The following is a 19969-nucleotide window of genomic DNA, read 5'->3' on the forward strand; positions in this document are numbered from 1 at the left end:
TCGGGGGCCTGCGGGGCGGTGTGCGACCCCGCTAGGCTCGGCGCCGTGCACCGCGACCCCGAACCCTGGCTCGGGTGCGGCCCGATCGACGCCGCCCGTCGCTACTGGACAGGGGCGTTCACGTTCCGCCGCGCCCGCGCGAGCCGGGCCGAGTTCTGGTGGGCACGCGCCGTCGACCTCCTCGTGGTCTGGCTCGTCGTGACGTTCGTGCCGATGGCCACCGGGATCCCGGACGCCGACGACTCGATGTCGACCTTCCAGAACACCCCCGGGTTCCTCGGGATCGGCCAGGCCGTCCTGAGCCTCAACGGCAGCCCCGACGGCTGGCACGTCGTCGCCCAGGGGCCGCCGTCGCAGTGGGTGCTGTTCGTGTGGTGGGTGTTGACGGCCATCCCGAACCTGGCGCTCGGCGCGCGACGACTCCGTGACATCGGGTCGCCGGCGTGGTTCGCGCTGTTCGGCGGTTTCCCGATCATGGACCTGTTCCTGCTGCTCGGTGCCCTGCGCCGCAGTCGGCGCCCGACGCTCCAGTCGGACCCGGACCCGGAGGCTTCCGACGCCGAAGTCCCCGTCGCCCACCGCGCCGCCTGACCCGCTCGCCCGATCCGGATCGACGCCGGGCGCGCCCCGGCACGGTCATCGCGCCCCGCCTCTTCGGGGCGCGATGACCACGGCAGGGCGCAGCTCGGGACGGGACTCGTCGACGCGGAGCGACGGGTCAGGCGCGGAGGCGGGCGCGCTCGGTACGGGCCGCCTCGAGCAGCACGGCGGCTCGGGCGTCGAAGGAGTGCTCGGCAGCGATGTACTCCGCCACGACGGCCCGTTCGGCGGCAGATGGCCACGGGCGCGCGGGGTCGAGCAGCACGGCCAGGTCATCCTGCGACGAGGCCACGGCGAGCGTCGGGACGTCGAGCACCTCGGGCAGCCCGGCGACCTCGTCCGTCACGACGACTCCCCCGGCCGCCAGTACGTCGAACACCCGGTTCGACACGAAGCCACCCGCCGCCATGTCCGGCCAGTGGTCGTTGAGCACCACGCGCGCCGAGGCGTAGGCCGTCGCGACCTCGGCTCGGGTCAGGGATGCTTCCCCGAGTGACTCCGCGGGGACGAGTGCTCCCCAGCCGGGCCCGTGCACGCGCAGGTCCGCCCGAAGCGCCACCGCGTCGGAGACCACCGGGCGCGCGGCGCCGCGGGTCGAGCCGACGAACACCACGCGGTCGGCGTCCGGACTCGTCGCCGAACGGGCTCCGGGGCGGAAGACCGTCGGGTCGGTCGCCTGCAGGAGCGTGCGCACCGGCACGCCCGACCGCGCAGCAGCCGTCGCACCCCAGACCGGACCGGCAGCGAACGCCGCGTCGAACGACCGGAGCTCGGTGTCCGACACGTCGTCGGGGTGGCTGATCACCCAGAGCAGGTTGACGGACGCCGGGTTCGGCGGCACCCGGTCGAGCCCGCGGATCACGAGCGTCACGTCGTCCGCGGCGTCATCGTCGCGCACGTGGGCGTCACGCCGGTCGATCCGGACGCGCTGCCCGAGCCGCTCGAGTGCCCCGGCCAGCTCCGCCGCGAAGTGCACGTCGCCCCAGCCGTCGCCCTCGGGCCCGGCCGGCGCGGCGATCTTCAGCGACCAGGCGAGCGGGTCGGTGGCGCGACGAGGCGTCCGACGTGCCGGAGTCACCGGGCGCGCGCCCCACGGTGGCAACGGCGACCCGGCCACGACGTCACTCGTCGCTGTCCGACGGTCCCGCCAAGCGGTGAACGCGTCGACGGTCGCGGCGTCGATCGTGCGGCCGGCCTCGGCCGAGCGGGTCGCCTCGCCGACGACGAGCACCGGTCCGCCGTGGGTGTCGGCGACCGCGCGGGTCCAGGCCGTCAGGGTCATGCGTTCGTCCGGGAGGCACGGTGCCGGCACCAGCGCCGCCCCCGGCACCGAGAGCACCGGTTGGTCCGCCGCGAACACGGGGTCGACATCGGCCGCGGCGGCTCCCGTCACGGCGTCGTCGGACCAGGGCAGCGCCCCGGGACGGAGGAGTCGGGCGCCGGAACGGAGTGCACCGTCCGGCAGGCGGACCCGTGCCTGTGCCACCGCATCGGCTGCGGCGAGCGCCCGGAGGCCGGCAGCGTCGATCGTCATCGAGGTGTCGACGAGCACGAGGACCCGTCCGACCCCGGCGGCGATGCCGGCGTTGATCGCCGAGCCGAGGCCGTCGACCGGCACGGTCCGCACCCACGGCAGCCGACGACCGAACGGTTCGCGCGGCGAGGCGTCGGCGACGTAGCTCACGGCGCGGACGTCAGCGGCGCGGCCGAAGGCCTCGCGGGCGACGGCGACCAGGCGCGCGACCTCGGCGTGCCGGTCCGAGCGGGTCGTGACGAGGACCGTGACGTCCTGGTCCAGGTGCGGCAGGGGACGGTCGAAGCCGGCCACGCGGACGACGTCAGCCGTCGTCGCGGACGCGGGACGGGCCTCCCGGTCGGGGTGGCCGGTCGCCGTCGTGTCGCGACGACGCCGACCGAACCACCCAGAACCGGACGCCACGGGCGGTGCTAGGCGCCGAGGAGCCGCTGGAGGTAGACGCCGTACCCGCCCTTCACGAGCGGCGCGGCGAGCTCGGCGAGCTGCGCGTCGTCGATCCAGCCGTTGCGCCAGGCGATCTCCTCGATGCAGCCGATCTTGAAGCCCTGACGGTCCTCGATGACCTTCACGTACTCGGACGCCTGCATCATCGACTCGAACGTGCCGGTGTCGAGCCAGGCCGTGCCACGGTCGAGGACCTGGACGCCGAGCTCGCCGGCCTCGAGGTAGCGCTCGTTGACCGTCGAGATCTCGAGCTCGCCGCGTGCGCTCGGCTCGATCGTCTTCGCGATCTCGATGACCTTGTTGTCGTAGAAGTACAGGCCGGGGACGGCGTAGTTCGACTTCGGCTCGGTCGGCTTCTCCTCGATGGAGACGGCGGTGAAGTCGTCGTCGAACTCCACGACGCCGTAGGCCTTCGGGTCGGCCACGTGGTACGCGAAGATCGTCGCGCCGTCGACCTCGGTGTTCTTCCGCAGGTTCGTGCCGAGGCCGGTGCCGTGGAAGATGTTGTCGCCGAGCACGAGTGCGACGCTGTCGTCGCCGATGAAGTCCTCGCCGATGACGAAGGCCTGCGCGAGTCCGTCCGGGGACGGCTGCACGGCGTACTCGATCTCCATGCCGAACGCGGAGCCGTCGCCGAGCAGGGCCTTGAACTGCTCGTTGTACTCCGGCGTCGTGATGACGAGCACCTGTCGGATGCCAGCCATCATCAGGGTCGACAGGGGGTAGTAGACCATCGGCTTGTCGTAGATCGGCATGAGCTGCTTGCTGATGCCCTTGGTGATCGGCCAGAGGCGCGTGCCGGAACCGCCGGCGAGGATGATGCCCTTCATACGGTGACCCGTTCCCTACTTCTTCGTCCGGAGCGATTCGGTGTACGCGACGCACTCCTCGTACGTCGGCAGCAGACCGGCGGCCGCGGCCTCCTCGAGCGTCGGCGCGCTCGTGTCCTTCTCGGAGAGCACCGGCTCACCGATGCCGTCCGGCAGTTCCAGCCCGACGGTCGGGTCGAGGATCGTGATCCCCTTCTCGCGCTCCGGGTTGTAGTGCGCGCTGACCAGGTAGTTCACGGTGGACTGGTCCTCGAGCGCGACGATCGCGTGGCCGAGGCCCTCGGAGAGGTACACGGCCTTGCGGTCGACGTCGTCGATGCGGACCGAGTCCCACTGCCCGAAGGTCGGCGAACCGACGCGGATGTCGACGATGTAGTCGATGAAGGCGCCACGGACGGCGGTGACGTACTTCGCCTGGCTCGGGGCGACGAGGGCGTAGTGGATGCCCCGCGCGACGCCGGCCGACGAGATCGACATGTTCACCTGGCGGAGGTCCAGCGGGTGACCGACCGTCTCCTCGAGGACGTCGGCCCGGTACGCCTCGAGGAATGCTCCTCGTGCGTCGCCGTGCTGGACGGGCGTGAACTCCCACGCGCCGGGGATCTTCAGTTCGCGGATCTGCACCGGGGAAGCCTAGCAAGGTGGCGCATCGCATAGGCTGTCCTGGTTCTGTGCCCCGCGCCCCGCGCGCTGCGACTCCCGAAACGAGACCAAGCGAGCCCGTGAAGCTATTCGTCCAGATCCCCTGCCTCAACGAGGAGAACACCCTCGCCAGCGTCATCGACTCGATCCCGCGTGAGATCGACGGCATCGACGAGATCGAGATCCTGGTCATCAACGACGGCAGCACCGACCGCACCGTCGAGGTCGCCAAGGAACACGGCGTCAAGCACTTCGTGCACCACACCACCAACATGGGCCTCGCCCGGTCGTTCCGCGACGGCGTCGACTACGCCCTCCTGCACGGTGCCGACATCGTCGTCAACACCGACGGCGACAACCAGTACCCGCAGGCGCAGATCGCCGAGCTCGTCCAACCGATCCTGCGCAAGGAGGCCGAGATCGTCATCGGCGACCGGCAGACCCGCACGATCGAGCACTTCTCCGGCTTCAAGAAGCTCATGCAGCGCTTCGGGTCGTGGGTCGCCAGCCGCGCCGCCGGACTCGACCTGCCCGACGCCGCGAGCGGCTTCCGCGCCTACTCGAAGTACTCGCTGATCCGCCTGAACATCGTGACGCGCTTCAGCTACTGCATGGAGACCATCGTGCAGGCCGGCTACAAGCGCCTGGCGATCGCGTCGGTGCCGATCACGACGAACCCGAAGACGCGCGAGTCCCGGCTGTTCAGCAACATCTTCCAGCACATGTTCGAGTCCGGTTCGGCGATCGCCCGCGTCTACCTGATGTACCGGCCGATGGCGCTGTTCGCCTGGGTCAGCGTGATCCTGGGCGGGCTCGGGCTGTGGCCGCTCGTCCGCTACCTGGTGCTGCTCGCGATGCAGACTCCCGGCAACCACCTGCAGTCGATCATCCTCGGTGTGGTGCTGCTCATCACGGCGCTGCTCTCCATCGTGATCGGCGTCGTCGCCGACCTCACCCGCCTCAACCGCACGCTGGCCGAGGAGCAGCTCGACCTGCAGAAACTGCAGCGGTATGGCGACTGACACGGCCCCGGCCGTGTCGGGCACCGTCGCCCGACCGCGGGTCGGCCGTGCCGAGCGCGTCGTCGTCATCGCCCTGACGATCGCGTTCGCCGCCGTCCTGGGGGTGTGGGCGATCGTGACGACCACCTACAAGGCGCCGGACGAGCCGACCCACGTCGACGCCGTCCTGCACCTGGCGATCGGTGACGCCTGGCCGGAACCGGGCGCGATGCACTACCTCAACGCCACGCACGACACCCAGATCAGCAACCTGCGCCAGCCGGCTGCCGACAACGCGACGTGGGGCGAGCTGCTGCGCGAGTTCCCGGGCGTGCACCCCACGAGCATCGACCAGATGTCGCAGCACCCGCCGACGTACTACGCGCTGGCCGCCGGGGTGCTCCACCTGGTGCACTTCGAGGACCTGCGGTGGGACCACGCCGTGATGGCCCTGCGGCTGTTCGACGCCCTGCTCGTGTTGCCCCTACCGTTCCTGGCGTGGGCCACCGTGCGTCGGTTGACCGGCTCGCCCCGGGCGGCGCTGGTCGGAGGGGCCGCGATCCTGGCGGTCCCCGAGGTCGCGTCGATCGGGACATCGGTCACGAACGACGCCCTCATGCTGCCCCTCGCGGGCGCCCTGGTGTACTTCGTCGTCCGGCTGCTCACCGGCGACCAGCGGGTGCGGACCACGGTGTGGATCGGCCTGCTGCTCGGCGCGATGCTGCTGACGAAGGGCACCGCGCTGCCCGCCGTCCCGTTCGTCGGCATCGCCGTGATGGCGGCGGGCTGTACCCGAGCGACCGTGTGGCGCAACGTGCTCCGGACGCTCTGGACGCTGGGCATCGCCGGCGTCGTCGGTGGGTGGTGGTGGCTGCGGAACATCCTCGTGTACCACGCGATCCAGCCCGACGGCATGGCGTACGCCCGTCCGTCGATGCCGTTCCCGGACGACACCGCCGCCAGCCCGGAGGTCTTCCTGCGCGACTACTGGAACGGCGTGACCCGCACGTTCTGGGGCAGCGTCGGCGGCCTCACGCAGTTCCAGTTCGCCCAGTTCCTGATCGACGGCCTGACCATCGTCTCGGTCGCCGGCATCGTCATCTGGGCGTTCCGCCGCGGCCCGTCGCTGCGACCCGCGATCGTGCTGGCGTCGTACCCCGTCATCCTGATCGCCCTGCACATGCAGAGCGGGTGGGGCGGCTACGTGCGGAACACCATCGTCGCCGGCACCCAGGGCCGGTACTACTACCCCACGCTCATCGCCCTCATCGCCCTGAGCGCCCTGGCCTGGCGCCGCGTGACCGTCACGGCGGCCGGCGCCACACGGCTGGCCGTCGGCATGTCCGTCGCGGCGACCGCCATCGCCCTGTACGGGGTCGTCTACGCGCTCCGGGCGTTCGGCCGCGACGCCGCGTTCTGGATCGACGAGTTCTCGATCGTCAAGTTCGACCAGTACGGCATGCTCGCCGCCGGCGGGAACTTCACGCTCGCCGCGGTGGCCGCGGTGGCGCTGATCGCCACGGCGGTCCTGCTCGTGCGGTTCGTGCGCCGGCCGGAGGTGACGGCGTGACCGCCCGCCGCGAGTGGATCGTCCTCGGGACGACAACCGTCGCGTGGCTGGGCCTGCTGCTCAGCTTCGCCCTGCTGACCCCCGCGTTCGGCGCCCCCGACGAGCCCGCCCACGTCGACGCCGCGTTCCGGCTGGCACTCGGCCTCGGATGGCCGCACGGCGGGGAGATGCACTACCTCGCAGCGGTCCGGCAGATCGTGGAGCACCCGGTGCCCGCCGTCGACCGCCCAACGGTCGACGCGCTCCTGGCGGCGGTGCCCGGCGACTCCCCCGCGATCGACCCGATGTCGCAGAACCCGCCGACGTACTGGCTCGTCGCCGCTGGCATCCTGCGCCTGATCCGGTTCGGCGCGCACGACTGGGCCACCTCGGTGCTCGTCCTGCGCCTGTTCGACGTCGCGCTCGTGACCGCGCTGCCCGTCCTCGTGTGGGCGACCGTCCGCCGGGTGACCCGGTCGCAGCGGACCGCCCTGGTCGCGCCGCTGCTGCTCTTCGCGGTGCCGCAGCTCGCACAGGTCGCCGCCGGCGTGACGTCGTGGGCGCCGATGATCCTGCTCGGTGCCGTGCTCGTGTGGCTGAGCGTGCGCGTGCTCACCGGCGACCGGTCGTGGTGGACGACGGCCGGTCTGGCCGTGGCGGTGACCGGGCTGGCGGCGATCAGCGCCCTCGGCCTGCTGGCGGTGCCGTTCGTCGTGCTCGTGTTCGTGCTGGCCCGCGACCAGCACGCCGCGAGCGACCAGCACGCCGCGACTGACCAGCACGACCAGCGCCCGTGGCGCCGCCCCGCCCTGCACGCCGGTGTCGTCGTCGTCGCTGCCGCCGCGGTGTCCGGCTGGTGGTGGGTCCGCACCCTGCTCGTCAGTGGGACCCTGCTGCCCGACGCCCTGCGCGGCGTGACCACGGTGCAGCCGTACCCGTCGGGCGGTGCGAACCCGGGCGCGTTCGCCGGTCGGCAGTGGGACGGCCTGACCGCCTCGTTCTTCGGGGACTTCGGCGCGAACCAGTGGCCGCTGCCGCCCATGGTCGTCGACGCCCTGGCGATCGTCGGACTCGTCGCCCTCGGCTGGTCGTACGCCCGCCGCGGTGCCGGACGCCGGGTGATGACGATCGCCCTGGTCTGGCCGGCGCTCGTCGTCGTCGCGACCCTGGCCTACAACTGGCGCAACTACCTCGGCACGCACCAGGGCAACGGCCTGCAGGGCCGGTTCCTGTTCGTGGCCGTCGTCGCGCTCGTGCTGTCGCAGGCCGTGGCGTGGCGGGCCCTGGTCGTGCGCCCGGAGCTGCGCCGTCGGCTCGCCCGGATCGCCGCCGTCGGCTCGTTCGCGATTGCGCTGTACGGCATCGGCATCGCGTACCGCGGCGCGTGGGAGAACGTCCAGTTCCGGGTGACCCCCGGCGGACTCTCGGCGATGGCCGGCGGCTCGCTCGCCGGACCGGTCCCGATCGCGGTGGCCGGCACCCTGTTCCTCGTCGCGGGCGTCGCGAGCGTCGCACTCGTCTGGCGCGCGACCGCCGTGCCGAGCACCGCAACCGACGTCCCCAGCACAACGACCGACGTGCCGAGCACCACGACCACCCCCGTCACCGGCCTCCCGCTAGAATCGCCGCCGACCCACGAACCGACCGTCAGGAAAGAGAACTCGTGAAGATCCTCGTCACCGGAGGGGCCGGCTTCATCGGCTCGAACTTCGTCCGCCGCACCCTGGAGGACGCGTACCCCGGCCTCGAGGGCGCCGAGGTCGTCGTCTACGACGCGCTGACCTACTCCGGCAACGAAGCGAACCTCGCCCCGGTCGCCGACTCCCCCCGCTACACCTTCGTGCACGGCGACATCCGCGACGCCGCGAAGCTCGACGAGGTCGTCCCGACGGTCGACGCGATCGTGCACTTCGCCGCCGAGTCCCACGTCGACCGGTCGGTCCGCGACTCCGGCATCTTCGTCGAGACGAACGTCGTCGGCACCCAGCGCCTGCTCGACGCCGCGCTCCGCCACGGCACCGAGCGCTTCGTGCACGTCTCCACCGACGAGGTCTACGGCTCCATCAGCGAGGGCTCCTGGGACGAGGAGCGCCCGCTCGAGCCGAACTCGCCGTACTCGGCGTCGAAGGCCGGCAGCGACCTGCTCGCCCGCAGCTACCACCGCACCCACGGGCTGAACCTCTCGATCACGCGCTGCTCGAACAACTACGGGCCGTACCACTTCCCCGAGAAGGTCATCCCGCTGTTCGTCACGAACCTGATCGACGACGTGCACGTCCCGCTGTACGGCGAGGGCAACAACATCCGCGACTGGCTGCACGTGGACGACCACACCCGCGGCATCGCGATGGTCCTGACCCGCGGTCGCGCCGGCGAGATCTACAACATCGGCGGCGGCACCGAGCTCACCAACAAGGAACTCACGCAGCTGCTCCTCGACGCCACCGGCAAGGACTGGTCGTACGTCGACCGGGTCGCCGACCGGCTGGGACACGACCTGCGCTACTCGGTCGACATCTCGAAGATCCGGGCCGAGCTCGGCTACGAGCCGCAGGTCCCGTTCGAGCAGGGCCTGGCCGACGTCGTGCAGTGGTACCGCGACAACCGCGCCTGGTGGGAGCCGCTCAAGCAGCGCGCGGCCCTGAGCTGAGCGGTCGACCGTGACCAAGTACCTCATCACCGGCGCCGCCGGCATGCTCGGCCGTGACCTGCAGGCCGCGCTCGCCGGCCGCGACGTGACGGCGCTGTCCCGCGCCGAGCTCGACATCACCGACCCGGCCGCGGTGGACGCCGCCGTCGCCGGGCACGACGTCGTGGTCAACTCCGCCGCGTACACGAAGGTCGACGAGGCAGAGGAGCACGAGGACGACGCCCACGCCGTCAACGCGACGGGCCCGAAGCTCCTGGCCGAGGCCGCGGTCCGCCACGGCGCGAAGCTCGTCACGGTGTCGACGGACTACGTCTTCGACGGCAACGGCACCGCTCCGTACGCCGAGGACGCCCCGACCGACCCGATCAACGCCTACGGCCGAACCAAGGCTGCGGGCGAGGCGTTCGTGCGCGAGATCGCCCCGGACACCTCGTACGTCGTCCGCACCGCGTGGATCTACGGCGCGCACGGGCCGAACTTCGCCGCGACGATGCTCCGACTGGCCGGCTCGCACGACACCGTGAGCGTCGTCACCGACCAGGTCGGTCAGCCGACGTGGACCGGCGACCTCGCCGCGCGGATCGTCGAGCTCGTCGACGGCGACGCCCCCGCGGGCGTCTACCACGGCACGAACGCCGGGCAGGGGTCGTGGTTCGACTTCACGCGTGCCATCTACTTCGAGCTCGGCCTCGACCCCGAGCGCGTCCTGCCGACGGACAGCGCCGCGTTCGTCCGTCCGGCGCCGCGTCCGGCGTACAGCGTGCTCGGGCACGACGGCTGGTCGCGCGCCGGCCTCGCGCCGATGCGCGACTGGCGCGAGGCGCTGCACGCCGCGGTGGCCGCAGGGGCGTTGACGACGCAGGCACGGTAGTCGACCGGGAGGCCCGGATCACGTCCGCCGCGTCGCGGACGTGATCCGGGCCTCCCGTCTCGGTCCCCTGCCGAGCCCCGCCAGCGGCGCTCAGGGGGCAGCCCACCGGCCCTGGTAGGGTCGGGCAGCCGGGCGCCGGGCCGGTCCTCGGCCCCATCACCACGACGAGGAGACCAGCACCATGACCACCCTCCACGTCCTCGTCGACCAGGTCGTCGCGCCCGTCCCGGGTGGCATCGGGCGGTACGCCGAAGAGCTCGCCCGTCACCTCGTCGCGAACGCGCCGAGCGGGTGCGACGTCGCCGGGGTCGTGTCGGCGGTCAGCTCCGACGAGATGGCCCACCTGCGCACGTTGCTGCCCGGCCTGTCCGACCTGCAGCGCCTCCCGCTGGCCCGTCGCGAGCTGTCGCTGGCGTGGCAGGGCGGGTTCGTCGGTGGCATCGCGAAGGGCATGGTGCACGCACCGAGCGTCCTCGCGCCCCTGGTCAAGCACGACCGGTTCCAGGACCCGGGTCGGCAGACCGTCGTCACCGTGCACGACACCGTGCCGTGGACGAACCCCGAGACCCTGACGCCCCGCGGTGTCCACTTCCACAAGGCGATGGTGAAGCGGGCATGGAAGCACGCCGACGCCGTCGTGGTGCCCACCCACGCGGTGGCGAGTGCCCTGAACGAGATCCACCGCTTCGACGACCGGCTGCGCGTCATCGGCGGCGCCCCCAGCGGTCGGCTGCGGCTGCCCGTCGACGCCGACCTGCGCGCCGAGCGCCTCGGCCTGCCGGACCGCTACGTGCTGGCCGTCGGCACGCTCGAACCGCGCAAGGCGCTCGGGTCCCTCATCGAAGCACTCGCGCACCCCGACGCACCGGCGGACATCCCGCTCGTGATCTCCGGCCCGGACGGTTGGGGCGACGTCGACGTGTACGGCACGGCCGAGCGCGCCGGCCTCGCCCGCGACCGCGTGAAGGTGCTCGGCCGGATCGACGACGCCGACCTCGCCGTGGTGTACGACCGGGCCACCGTGTTCGTGTTCCCGAGCTTCGCCGAGGGGTTCGGCCTGCCCGTGATCGAGGCGATGAGCTTCGGCACCCCCGTCATCCACTCCGACGACCCTGCCGTGGCCGAGGTCGCGTCGGACGCCGGGGTCACCGTCGCCCGGAACCCGCGAGAGTCCTACCCGGAGCGGATCGCACAGGCGGTCTACCAGGTGGTCAACGACCCGTTGCTCGCCGGACAGCTCGCCGTCGCCGGGCCGGACCGCGCCCGCATGTACGACTGGAGCGACTCCGCCGCCGAGACCTGGCAGCTGCACGCCGACCTCTGAGCCGGCGGCACGTCACTTCTTGTACGTGTAGGTGCTGACCCAGTCGATGTACAGGTGGCCGGTGGCGCCCCAGTTGCCCACCTGGAACATGTACCGGTGCGCGGTCTTCGGCACGTGCTTCGTGATCGTCTTGATCACCTTGCCGTCGAGGCGGTAGCGCACGGACTTCCCGGGGATCCACTCGATCGAGTACGTGTGCCATGCGCGCCACGAGACGCCGGTGCTCAGGCTCGTCGCGTTGACCTCCTGGCCGGGGGTCATCGAGTGGTGGTGCAGCATCGGCTGCTGGTCGAAGTTCGCCTCGGGGTAGTCGATCTCACCGTCCGACCACTTGTCGGACGAGGGCCACAGCATGAACGCGGCACCGTTCCCGTCACCGCCGGTCGCCTTGGCGCGGACGATGAACTTGCCGCCCTTGTGCCCCCACGCGCCCGACGGGGTGCCGAACGTGCCGGCGGCGCCGTGCTTGCCGTCGAGCTTGACGTCCATGTACCCGTTGTGCGAGCTGATCTGGGCGCCCGAGTAGTACATGCCGCCGGTGCCGTCCGGGTAGGGCTGCCACGACTTCGCGTAGGTCTTGGCGAACTTCCCCTTGGCCGCCGCCGCCGTGCTGAAGTTCTCGCGGAAGGTCTGCTTGAAGTTCCCGACGTTCCCGATCGGTGCCGAACTGGCGGACGCTGCGGTTCCTGTTCCGAGCGGTCCTGCGACGAGTGCGGCACTGAGGAGCACGACGGTGAGTGCGGCCCGCTTGGTTGCGCGTTTCTGCATGAGCTGTCACTCCCTGACGTGACGGTTCGCACCCGTTCCCGTGGGTGCCGGGAGGCCGGATCTCGACCACCCGCCGTTCACCGTAGTTGCGAAATGCAGCCCGCGCGCGGGGTTGACAGATCCGGTTCATCCCCAGTACGCGGGGGTTGCAGAACGTTCCGTCTACGCCGAGAAGTGCTGGTCAGCGGCGGTTTGTGACCCCCGTTCTGGGGCTGAGGGCGGCTCGGCGCGTGGGGCAGGCGGAGGAGCTCAGGCGCGCGTGCGACGGCGGCGCGACGTCAGCACGGCGGTGACGACCGCGGCCAGGACGGCGACGACGACGACCACCGCGGCGACCTCGGCCACGTGCAGCGCCAGGAGCCACGACTCGAACTGCGACTTCGTGGCGACGACGTGCTCGTCCGCACCGCGGAACCACCGGGCCGCCGGGTTGACCGGGCCGGCACGCCGTGCGGCGACGGCGCACACGAGGGCTGCGATGACCGCGACAGCGATCAGGACGAGGGTCGCGGCGTGGCGACGGAGACGAGCGGACACGGCGGTGCTCAGAGGGAGTCGCGCAGGCGCGCGGCCTTCTCCTCGACCAGCTTCTCGAGGCCGTCGGCGTACTCCGTCAGGCGGGCGGCGACGGCCGGTTCCGACGACCCGATGATCCGCGCGGCGAGGAGTCCGGCGTTCGCGGCGCCGTTGATCGCCATCGTGGCCACCGGGATGCCGGCCGGCATCTGCACGATCGACAGCAGCGAGTCGAGGCCGTCGAGGCGTGCGAGCTGCACGGGCACGCCGATCACGGGCAGCGTCGTCATCGACGCCACCATGCCCGGCAGGTGCGCGGCGCCGCCGGCACCGGCGATCACGACGCGGATGCCACGCTCGGCGGCGCCGCGGGCGAACCGGGTCATCTTGTCGGGCGTGCGGTGCGCCGACACGACGTCCGCCTCGAACGGGATGCCGAGCTCGGCCAGGATGTCGGCTGCAGCGCGCATCGTCGGCCAGTCGGAGTCCGACCCCATGATGATCGAGACGAGCGGCTGGACGGGTGCGTCGGTGTCGGTCACGCGACGAGCCTAGCCGAGCAGCACGCGGCGCCAGACGTCGTCGTCACGGCCGATCGTGCGCTCCCCCGTGACCCACCGGACGGCCCGTTCGTCGGCCGTCCCGCGCTCGACGGCGGCGCGAACCGCATCGCGCCACGCCACCACGTCGTCGGGCACCGCGACCGCACCGTGCGTTCGCGCCACGGCGTACGAGGGCCGGTCCGAGACCACCGCGGGCATCCCGAGCGCGGTGTACTCCAGGAACTTCAGGTCGCTCTTCGCCCGGTTGAACTCCTCGTCGCGCAGGGGTGCGACACCGGCGCGCCAGCGCTCCCGGTGCGCCACGAGCCAGCGGGAGAACGCCGGGTAGTGACCGTCCGGCACCTCGATGCGGCGGAACCAGTCGGCGCCGCCCTCGTCGGTCACGCCGATGACCTCGAGCCGGATCGGCGTGCCGTCGATGGTCGTCAGGTCGGTGAAGACGTCGCGGAGCAGTTCGAGGTCGGCCGCGTGGGTGAGCGTGCCCATGTAGAGCACCCGGTGTTCGCCCTCGGGGCGGTCGTCGTCGTCCTCGGTCGCACCGGGTGTCCAGAGCCCGGGATCGAGGGCGTTCGGAACGACCGTGACGTTGCGGGCGACCGGGCGCACGACGTCGGCGAGCTCCGGCGTGCTCACGACGACGGTGTCGGCGCCGCGGACCAGCGCGTCGATCGACGCGAGACGGTCCGGGTCGTACTCGGCGCGGGCGAGGCGCTGGCGCCCGGACTCGGTGAAGAAGTCGTCGTCGACCTCGCCGACGACGCGGACCCCGCGGGCGGCAGCGGCGGCGAGGAAGGGCTGCACGGCGTCGCGCGGCAGGATGTCGCGCTGCACCAGGACCGCGGCGTACGGGGTCGTGTCGGTCCCGTCGACGAACGCGACCGGGTCGACCTGGCGGACCTCGGCCGTGCCGCTCGCCGCCAGGTGCTCGGTGCGCCGGACGACCCGCACGTGGGCGGACGCCGGGTGCGCTCCGTCGGCGCCCGCGACGACGTAGCCCAGGATCGGCAGCGGAGCGGGCGCGGGAGGCGTCCCGACGACGACGCGACGGAGTCGACGAGCGGCTCGGCGGACGAGATCACGCGGCATGCGCCCATCCTCTCGCACTGGGCGACCGGGCTCGCACCGAGTGAGCAGTGCCGCACCGTGCGCAGCGAGGAGAACAGGCGCGCACCGTACGGAGTTCGTCGCCGGGGAGACCGTTGACCGCTCCGTGCGAGCTTGCACGGCCGCACCGAGCGATCAACCTCGCACCGAGTGAGCAGTGCAGCACCGTGCGCAGCGAGGAGAACAGGCGTGCACCGTGCGGAGTTCGTCGCCGGGGAGACCGTTGACCGCTCCGTGCGAGCCTGCACGGCCGCACCGAGCGATCAACCTCGCACCGAGTGAGCAGTGCCGCACCGTGCGACCGCAGCACCCACAACCCGCACGGCGCGGGGTCGCCGCTCGCCCGAACGGTCAGCGCCGCGTCACCGTCACCGTCCGGCAGGGGCTCGCCTTCCGGTCCTTCCCGGTGCCGACGTTCCGCGCGACCGCGCAGACGGTCCGCTTGCCGGCCTTGAGGGCGACGGTGCCGGCGAAGCCGTGCTCCGCGCCGGAACCCCACGTCCGATCGACGTCGGCGCGCGCGCGTCCCGCCGACAGCGACGTCACCCGCCTGCCGTCGACCGTGATCGCGACGGTGCTGGCGGACGTCACGGCGTCGCCGTCGAAGGCCCAGCCGCGCACGCTGATGCCGCCCCGCTTGCCCGTCACGGACTCGAGCGCGACGTAGGGGTCGTGCCGGAAGGCGCGGACGGTGGCGCACCCGAGCGTGGTGTCCGACCCGGCGCCGATGTTGACGGCGATCACGCAGACCCGGCGAGCGCCGGCGGACGCGGGCACCACGGCCTCGAAGCCGTGCGTCACCCCGACACCCGCAACGGCGTCCACGTCGGTCCGGCGGAGTCCGGCGGTCACGGCTCCCGCGGCGACACCGTCGACGGTGGCGCGGACCCGGACGGGCTGCGTGGGGTCGTCCTCGTCGAAGGCCCATCCCCGGACCCGGACGCCACCGCCGGTGCCGGCGACGACCTCGAGCGAGCCCTGTGGCGCGAGGTCGGCTGCCGGGACCCCGAGCCGGGCGTTCGCGACGAGGGCCTGGGCGTAGGACGACCACCACTTGCCCGCGGCCGGGGCGCCGTTGCAGGTGCCGTCGCTCGCGCCGGGGGTCTTCACCCACAGCAGGGCGTCGAGCGCGGTGCCGTCGGCGACGACCCGCGGCGAGGTGCCGAGCCCGGCGCCGGGGCCGTTGCACCAGGTCCCGCGCCAGCCCTGCCCGTTCCGCGAGGTGTCGATCACGTAGTGGGAGCCGCCGGTTGAGGCAGAGACCTTCTGCGCGTAGGCCTGTTCCTGCGCGGTCGGGTAGTAGTTCGCGACGTTCGTGAAGAACCCGCGGGCCCGCTGCACGCCGGCGCTGTTCAGCCGTGCGGCCATCGTCGCGGGCGGCACCCAGTTCGAGTTGCCGGCGTCGAGGTAGGCGGGGACCCCGGCGGCGGTGAGTCCGGCGACCGTGCGGGACAGGATCCGGTAGCGCTGGTCGTCGAGCGTGGTGCTGCACTTCGCGTTGCTGAGCATCGCGAGCGAGTCCGGCTCGACGATGACGGCGGCACGGTGTCCGGCGAGTGCGGCGGTGACCTGGTCGACCCACGCGTCGTAGGAGTCTTCGGAGAACCCGCCGGCGGAGTACCCGCCGCAGTCCCGGTCCGGGATCGCGTACAGCACGAACACCGGGGTGGTGCCGGACTGCTCGGCGCCCGCGACCGCCGTGCTGATCGTCCTGGTCAGCTGGGTCCCCTGCGTCCACTCGCCGAGCCAGGTCGCCACGGGGTAGCGGGCGATGGTCGACGCCGCGGTGGCACCGGCGGGATCCGAGGCGGCGAGCGCGGTGGCCGCCTTCGCTGCCTCGCTGGTCGGCGACCGGTACGGCCCGGCCCCGTAGAGCGAGGCGGCGGACGCGGACCGGATGGTCGTCGCGGACGTCGCTGCGGTGGCGCTCGACGCGAACGAGACGGGCAGCACCCCGCCGACGAGAGCGGTGAGTGCGACGGCGGCGGCGCAGAAGACAGCACGGCGCGGACGGCGGCGCATGGACACACTCCTCGGACGGTCGACCCCTGACCGGTCCATGGGAACACGGGCCTCCGCGCGCCACCACCCGCCAGTGCGGGTGCCACCCGAGCGGGTGTCGGCAGTCCTGGGGACGTGTCGGCCGCCCTGGACGCGACCCACGAACGGACGGGAGGCCCGTGGCGGCGTCGCCACGGGCCTCCCGTCCGCCCTTCCGTCGCGTCGAAGGGCCCGTCGTCAGTCGTCGAAGTGCGCCGCGGCCGCCCGTGCGCGGTAGACGACGTCGTCGACGTCGTCACCGATCACGGTGACGTGCCCGATCTTCCGACCGGGGCGGGGGGCCTTGCCGTAGAAGTGGTACTTCGCCTCGGGGAACGCCTCGAGCGCGGCCGGGTACCGGGCCGCGAGGTCGCCGTCCGCCGGCCCGCCGAGCACGTTGATCATCACGGCAGCCGGGGCGAAGGACCCGGTTCCGCCGAGCGGCAGGTCGAGCACGGCACGCAGGTGCTGCTCGAACTGACTCGTCGTCGCACCGTCGATGGTCCAGTGCCCGGTGTTGTGCGGTCGCATCGCGAGTTCGTTGATGAGGATGCGCTCGTCGGCGGTCTGGAACAGCTCGACGGCCAGGACCCCGGTGACCCCGAGCTCCTCGGCGATGCGGACCGCGATCGACTCCGTCACGTCGGCGATGCGGCCGGCGCTGTCAGGCGCGGGAGCGATGACCTCGGCGCAGACGCCGTCGCGCTGCACGGTCTCGACCAGCGGCCACGCGACCACCTGGCCGGACGGGCGGCGGGCGACGGACTGCGCGAGTTCGCGGGTGAACGGGACGAGCTCCTCGGCGAGCAGGGCCTGCCCGCCGCCGGCCTCGGCGACGGCGATGAACCAGTCGTCGACGTCCGAGGGGTCCGACACGACCCGCACGCCCTTGCCGTCGTAGCCACCGCGGGGCGTCTTGACCACCGCGCGGCCACCGTGGTCGTCGAGGAAGGCGCGGAGCTCGTCCGGGTCGTGCACCGCGGCCCAGTCGGGCACCGGCAGGCCGAGCTCGGTGAGCTTCGTCCGCATGGTGATCTTGTCCTGCGCGACGGCGAGCGGGCCGGGTCCGGGGCGGACGGCCACCCCGGCGTCGACCAGGGCGCGCAGGACGTCCTGCGGCACGTGCTCGTGGTCGAACGTGATGACGTCGACGTCGCGGGCGAACGCCAGGACCGTCGCGGCGTCGTGGTAGTCGCCCTCGGCCGTCGCGGCGATGGCGGCCGACATGCCCGGCCCCTCGGCGAGGACCCGGATGTCGATCCCCAGCTCGACGGCCGCCGGCACCATCATCCGTGCCAGCTGTCCCCCACCGATGACCCCGACGCGCAACGCCATGCTGTGTGATCCTTCCGGCGTTCACACCGCCCGGGGTGAACGCGTTGTCTACAATCGCTGTTCGGGTCGCGTTGTGCACGGCCCGCGACAACTCTACGGATCCTGGAGGGCACGTGCGGCGCCTCATTGCCCAGCTGGCACGCTTCGGCGTGGTCGGCGCCGTCGGCTTCGTCGTGGACACCACGGTGTTCAACGTGTTGCGCATCACCGTCCTCGACCCGACCGAGGTCCACTCCGGGCCGTTCTGGGCGAAGGTGATCTCCACGGTCGTGGCGATCTTCGTCAACTGGATGGGCAACCGGTACTGGACGTTCCGCGAGCAGCGCCGTGCGGTCGCCACCCGCGAGGGCATCGAGTTCGTCGTCGTCTCGCTCGGCGGCATGGTCATCGCCCTCGCCTGCCTCGGGGTGTCCCACTACGTGATGGGGCTGACCTCGGTCCTCGCCGACAACGTCGCGAACATCGTCGGTCTGGTGCTCGGCACGGTGTTCCGCTTCTGGCTCTACAAGGTGTGGGTGTACCACCCCGAGCGGACCGGTTCCGAGCCCGTCGCCACCGACGTCGCACACGAGGGGCGCGCCCTAGACTCGACCGGGTGACGGCCCACGAGACCACCACCAGCACCACCGCACCACCCCGCACCGCCCGCTGGGAGCGTGTGGCGATCGCCGTCGTCACGGCGACCTTCGGCCTGTGGCTCGTCGCCTGGGCGCTGATCGTCCCGGTCTTCGAGGCCCCGGACGAGACGGCGCACGTCGACGCCGCCGTGCACGTCGCGCTCGGCGACGCGTGGGCCGCCCCCGGCGAGCTGTTCGTCACCAACGCCGTGCAGGCAGCGAAGGTCGAGCAGGCCACGAAGCCGTCGAGCGAGTGGTCGACCGTCAGCGAGCTGCTGCAGAACGCCCCCGGGGTGTCCTCGACCGTCAACCAGATGACGCAGCACCCGCCGACCGCCTACCTCGCCGGTGCCGCCGTGCTCCGTGCCGTGGACTTCGGCGACCTGCGGTGGGACCGGGCGTTCACCGCGCTGCGGCTCGCCGACGTCCTCGCCGTCACTGCCCTGCCGCTGCTGGCGTGGGCGTCCGTCCGCCGGGTGACCCGGTCACCGCGGGCCGCGCTCGTCGGTGGACTCGCGGTGTTCGCGACGCCCGAGCTCGCGTCCATCGGCTCCTCGTTCTCGAACGACGCCCCCGTGCTGCTCGTCGCCGGGATCGTCGTGTGGCTCGCCACCCGGCTGCTCACCGGGGACACCCGGTGGCGCACCACCATCGCGCTCGCGGTGGTGCTCGGTGCCCTGGTCTGGATCAAGGGCACCGGCCTGCCCGCGGTGCCGTTCGTGGCGGTCGTCGTGCTCTTCGCCGGGGCCGGGGTGCTGTCGCTGCGGCAACGGGTGGTCCGCACCGTGGTGACGATGGCGGTGTCCGGTGGCATCGGCGCGTGGTGGTGGCTCCACAACTGGTTCGCCTACGGCCGGATCCAGCCGAACGGGTACACGGCGATGCGCCCACCGAAGGACTTCCCACCCGGCGAGCACCCGACGCTCGGGCACTTCCTCGACGTCAGCTGGGGAACGCTCGCCCGCACGTTCTGGGGCAGCTTCGGCGGTCGGGCACAGGTCAGCATGGGCGACCTGCTCACCGCCGTCCTGACGGTCATCGCGCTCGTCGTGCTCGTCGGCTGGGCGTTCCGGCGCGGCCCCGACCTGCGGGTGGCGCTGTGCCTGGCGGTGTTCCCGGCGCTGCTCATCGGCATCCAGAACCGGACGAGCGCGCACTCGTACCTGACCACCACCGAGGTCGCCGCGACCCAGGGTCGCTACTACTTCCCCGCCATCGTCTGCCTGATCGTGCTGAGCGCCATCGCATGGCGTCGCCTGGTGCCCGCCGGGCGCGCACGTTCCTGGGTCGCCGTGGCGCTGGCCGTGCTGCTCCCCGCGGTGGGCGTGTACGGGTTCGCGGTGGCGTCGGCGTGGTTCTGGAACGCGGCGCTGTTCCCGGTGACGGGCCGCGGGCTGCTGCGCTACTCCGAGATCGGTCCGGTGCCGCCCGCGGTGCTCGTGGTCGTCGTGGCGTTGGTCGCGGTGGGGCTCGTCGCGTCCGTCGTGCAGGTCGCCCGTGCCGACCGTCGGGTGGTCGCCCCGGCGTCGTGACCTCCCGTCGTGCGCACTCGCGGCGTGCGTGCTCGCGTCGTGCGTG

At 72.2% G+C, this 19969-nt stretch carries 18 protein-coding genes; 9 read left to right on the forward strand and 9 right to left on the reverse strand.

Going from position 1 to position 19969, the window contains the following annotated elements; translation table 11 throughout:
* The first annotated feature begins 45 nt into the window (after positions 1-45).
* Positions 46-591, forward strand: coding sequence for a DUF805 domain-containing protein (locus tag ACXKZB_RS12515; RefSeq protein WP_488823328.1), 546 nt, complete (start codon positions 46-48; stop codon positions 589-591).
* Positions 592-718: 127 nt separating this feature from the next.
* Here the strand turns inward: ACXKZB_RS12515 and ACXKZB_RS12520 are convergent, their stop codons facing one another.
* From ACXKZB_RS12520 to ACXKZB_RS12530, 3 genes are read right to left on the reverse strand one after another with little or no spacing between them, the layout of a single operon-like run.
* The gene (locus tag ACXKZB_RS12520; RefSeq protein ID WP_488823329.1) at positions 719-2539 is read right to left on the reverse strand and encodes a glycosyltransferase family protein; all 1821 of its coding nucleotides are present in this window, start codon (positions 2537-2539) and stop codon (positions 719-721) included.
* Between the two features lie 8 nt (positions 2540-2547).
* A complete protein-coding gene (gene rfbA, locus ACXKZB_RS12525; protein ID WP_488823330.1) occupies positions 2548-3411 on the reverse strand; it encodes a glucose-1-phosphate thymidylyltransferase RfbA in 864 nt (287 codons plus the stop codon).
* Positions 3412-3426: 15 nt separating this feature from the next.
* The gene (locus ACXKZB_RS12530; RefSeq protein WP_123313721.1) at positions 3427-4035 is read right to left on the reverse strand and encodes a dTDP-4-dehydrorhamnose 3,5-epimerase family protein; all 609 of its coding nucleotides are present in this window, start codon (positions 4033-4035) and stop codon (positions 3427-3429) included.
* Positions 4036-4133: 98 nt separating this feature from the next.
* Between ACXKZB_RS12530 and ACXKZB_RS12535 the strand changes: the two genes are divergently transcribed.
* The 6 genes from ACXKZB_RS12535 to ACXKZB_RS12560 all read left to right on the forward strand — a co-directional run bounded on the left by ACXKZB_RS12535 (position 4134) and on the right by ACXKZB_RS12560 (position 11448).
* On the forward strand, positions 4134-5075 hold the full coding sequence (locus tag ACXKZB_RS12535) for a glycosyltransferase family 2 protein (RefSeq protein WP_111086000.1): 942 nt from the start codon (positions 4134-4136) through the stop codon (positions 5073-5075).
* The gene (locus ACXKZB_RS12540; RefSeq protein WP_488823331.1) at positions 5065-6624 is read left to right on the forward strand and encodes a glycosyltransferase family 39 protein; all 1560 of its coding nucleotides are present in this window, start codon (positions 5065-5067) and stop codon (positions 6622-6624) included. Before ACXKZB_RS12535 ends, ACXKZB_RS12540 begins: the two co-directional genes overlap by 11 nt.
* Positions 6621-8270, forward strand: a complete 1650-nt coding sequence (locus ACXKZB_RS12545) for a glycosyltransferase family protein (protein ID WP_488823332.1) — start codon at positions 6621-6623, stop codon at positions 8268-8270. The genes ACXKZB_RS12540 and ACXKZB_RS12545 overlap by 4 nt, the downstream gene beginning before the upstream one ends.
* Positions 8267-9253 (forward strand): dTDP-glucose 4,6-dehydratase, encoded by a 987-nt coding sequence (gene rfbB / locus ACXKZB_RS12550; protein ID WP_488823333.1) that lies wholly within the window; start codon positions 8267-8269, stop codon positions 9251-9253. The genes ACXKZB_RS12545 and rfbB overlap by 4 nt, the downstream gene beginning before the upstream one ends.
* Before the next feature lie 10 nt (positions 9254-9263).
* The gene (gene rfbD / locus ACXKZB_RS12555) at positions 9264-10124 is read left to right on the forward strand and encodes a dTDP-4-dehydrorhamnose reductase (protein WP_488823334.1); all 861 of its coding nucleotides are present in this window, start codon (positions 9264-9266) and stop codon (positions 10122-10124) included.
* A gap of 181 nt (positions 10125-10305) precedes the next feature.
* The gene (locus ACXKZB_RS12560; RefSeq protein WP_123313726.1) at positions 10306-11448 is read left to right on the forward strand and encodes a glycosyltransferase family 4 protein; all 1143 of its coding nucleotides are present in this window, start codon (positions 10306-10308) and stop codon (positions 11446-11448) included.
* Between the two features lie 12 nt (positions 11449-11460).
* Here the strand turns inward: ACXKZB_RS12560 and ACXKZB_RS12565 are convergent, their stop codons facing one another.
* From ACXKZB_RS12565 to ACXKZB_RS12590, 6 genes are all read right to left on the reverse strand, one after another.
* Positions 11461-12216: a glycoside hydrolase family 16 protein gene (locus tag ACXKZB_RS12565; protein ID WP_123313727.1), complete on the reverse strand. Its 756-nt coding sequence runs from the start codon at positions 12214-12216 to the stop codon at positions 11461-11463.
* Positions 12217-12465: 249 nt separating this feature from the next.
* A complete protein-coding gene (locus tag ACXKZB_RS12570; protein WP_488823335.1) occupies positions 12466-12753 on the reverse strand; it encodes a hypothetical protein in 288 nt (95 codons plus the stop codon).
* Between the two features lie 8 nt (positions 12754-12761).
* On the reverse strand, positions 12762-13229 hold the full coding sequence (gene purE / locus ACXKZB_RS12575; protein ID WP_185021477.1) for a 5-(carboxyamino)imidazole ribonucleotide mutase: 468 nt from the start codon (positions 13227-13229) through the stop codon (positions 12762-12764).
* A gap of 54 nt (positions 13230-13283) precedes the next feature.
* Positions 13284-14381, reverse strand: a complete 1098-nt coding sequence (locus ACXKZB_RS12580; RefSeq protein ID WP_488823336.1) for a glycosyltransferase family protein — start codon at positions 14379-14381, stop codon at positions 13284-13286.
* Positions 14382-14750: 369 nt separating this feature from the next.
* Positions 14751-16421, reverse strand: coding sequence for a glycoside hydrolase family 6 protein (locus ACXKZB_RS12585; RefSeq protein WP_488823337.1), 1671 nt, complete (start codon positions 16419-16421; stop codon positions 14751-14753).
* Between the two features lie 216 nt (positions 16422-16637).
* Positions 16638-17774 carry a 5-(carboxyamino)imidazole ribonucleotide synthase gene (locus ACXKZB_RS12590; protein WP_396288849.1) on the reverse strand — a complete coding sequence of 379 codons (1137 nt, stop codon included), beginning with the start codon at positions 17772-17774 and terminating at the stop codon, positions 16638-16640.
* A gap of 113 nt (positions 17775-17887) precedes the next feature.
* On the opposite strand from ACXKZB_RS12590, the gene ACXKZB_RS12595 reads away from it, so the two are divergent.
* Together ACXKZB_RS12595 and ACXKZB_RS12600 are read left to right on the forward strand one after the other, a co-directional pair.
* Positions 17888-18373, forward strand: a complete 486-nt coding sequence (locus ACXKZB_RS12595; protein ID WP_488823338.1) for a GtrA family protein — start codon at positions 17888-17890, stop codon at positions 18371-18373.
* Positions 18370-19923, forward strand: coding sequence for a DUF2142 domain-containing protein (locus tag ACXKZB_RS12600; protein WP_488823339.1), 1554 nt, complete (start codon positions 18370-18372; stop codon positions 19921-19923). The genes ACXKZB_RS12595 and ACXKZB_RS12600 overlap by 4 nt, the downstream gene beginning before the upstream one ends.
* Positions 19924-19969: the final 46 nt, after the last annotated feature.

The organism is Curtobacterium sp. ABR8 (assembly GCF_057812125.1).